The organism is Methylobacterium iners (assembly GCF_022179305.1).
GTDB classification, from domain to species: Bacteria; Pseudomonadota; Alphaproteobacteria; order Rhizobiales; family Beijerinckiaceae; genus Methylobacterium; species Methylobacterium iners.
This window is the reverse complement of sequence record NZ_BPQP01000165.1, coordinates 1-1,869: the sequence shown is the minus strand read 5'-3', so window position 1 is coordinate 1,869 and position 1,869 is coordinate 1. Positions and strand designations below refer to the sequence as shown.

The following is a 1,869-nucleotide window of genomic DNA, read 5'->3' as shown; positions in this document are numbered from 1 at the left end:
CCCATTGGCCGTGACACGCCGATCCTCGTTGGCATCATACAGCCGGGTGGTGGTCACGAGGCGATCACCGGCGGCAAAGCCCCGGATGGTGTCGTTGCCCAACCCAAGACCCAGCGCGGTGTCAAAGTAGAACACGTCCCGCCCCGACGTGCCCGTCAGCACCTCGCTCAGATACGTACTGGCAATCGCACCGATAGGCTTGAGCCGAGTAGCACTACTATCCTCAATGGCAACCGCGACAGGTTCACCTGTAATCATCGGCCGACCATTAATTACGGCCTCATCGATTACAATCGTAAATATTTCTCTAGGTTCAATAATAGCGTCTAATAGCAATTCAATATGATCTGAAACTCTAATCTGCCCTGGGGAAATTACAAGTGACTTCTTGACTACTGGGATAAAATCGAGACCTGCCGAGGCGCTTGATCCGGTAGTCGAGTAAGTGATTGTTACAGGATCCGATTGCACCGTGCTTAGGGTAAAGGTTATAGTTGGGCCTAACTCTGCTCCCTCGACTGAGGCCGCGGGTGAAACGGTTGCAGTGACAGTTGGTCCATCCTTCGAAAGAATCTTTAGCCTTCCAATAACTCCATTTGAAGAATTTGGATTATAATCTCCTAGATCTATATAATACACATAACCATCCGGGCCCTGTTCGAAGTGCACAGGCGCAAATGAAGATTGCGAAGTATAAAGATACTGAACATTCTGTCTATTTTTAGTATCGATGGTGAATACATTACCGTTTGTGAAATTTGTAAAAAAATAATCGTCCTGAAATTCGGATGGGTATATGCCACCCGAATACACAAAAGACCCCCCGGTTATTGCCTGATTTTGGTAACCTGGCGCTGAAGCAGCATGCCCAAACGCTGCATAGGGTGGTATAACGAGGGTGGTTCCGTTGTTCACTCCTTCGTAGAACTCTATAGCTTCAGGGAAGGACCTGTATCCGCTCGTTTGACTAAGGCTACCACCCTCCCTACCCTCAAACCAAGGCCAACCGAAGTTTGCGCCAGCGAAGCCAACGTTGATTTCTTCATAAGCGTTCCATCCGGTATCAGAGATGAATAACTGCCCAAGTTGATCGAATGCCATGGAGAATGGATTCCGTAGACCGTATTGGTATATCTTTGATCTATTTGAATCAAGGGACTGACCCTCCTCAAAAAACGGGTTACTTGCCAATCCATGACCAGTAATTGGATCTATACGAAGGATCTTTCCTGATAAGCTGTCTAAATTCTGCACGTCACCTGCATGTGGATCAGCATACGTAGGAGACGAACCATCGCCAATTGAAACGTAAAGATACCCATCCGGCCCAAAAGCGAGTGATCCGCCCGCATGTGACATCGCGTCAACCTTAATGTAGTCCTGCTTAATTCCCTCGACTACCAACGTTGGAGCAGTGCTAGCCGGATCCAAGTATCTTTCTGAAGATGGTAGTGACGCGTAGGCAGGACTTGCAAAATCTAGTCTGCCGTTGCCGTTTATGTCAGAAAGTGATCTTCCGGCGCTCCCAACCACAACGACACCACTTTCAGGAACAACTCGAAGAAAATCTGCCTCAATATCTGCGGTAAAGCGAACCAATTGCGCATAGCGATTTCCAGGTTTGTCAAGCAAACCTTCTGAAGCCGCGTCCAAGGGATCGACAACGTAGAAGACGTATATATAGGGCTGTTGAGGGAAATTTGGATGTAATGAAATATCCATCAATCCTCGATCGTTGTAGTTATTTACCTCGCTGCTGAGATCGATAAATATGCCTTTGTCTTCGCCAGTAAAGATATCGAATACTCGTATTTGCCCAGATTTCCCAGCTACGTACACCAAATTGTTGCTAATAGGCGAAAACTCAAA

At 47.3% G+C, this 1,869-nt stretch carries 1 protein-coding gene; it reads right to left on the bottom strand.

Annotated features, from left to right (window positions below):
- The coding region (locus tag MFF55_RS26580; protein ID WP_238247237.1) for a PQQ-dependent sugar dehydrogenase at positions 1-1,869 on the bottom strand (1,869 nt) is incomplete at both ends.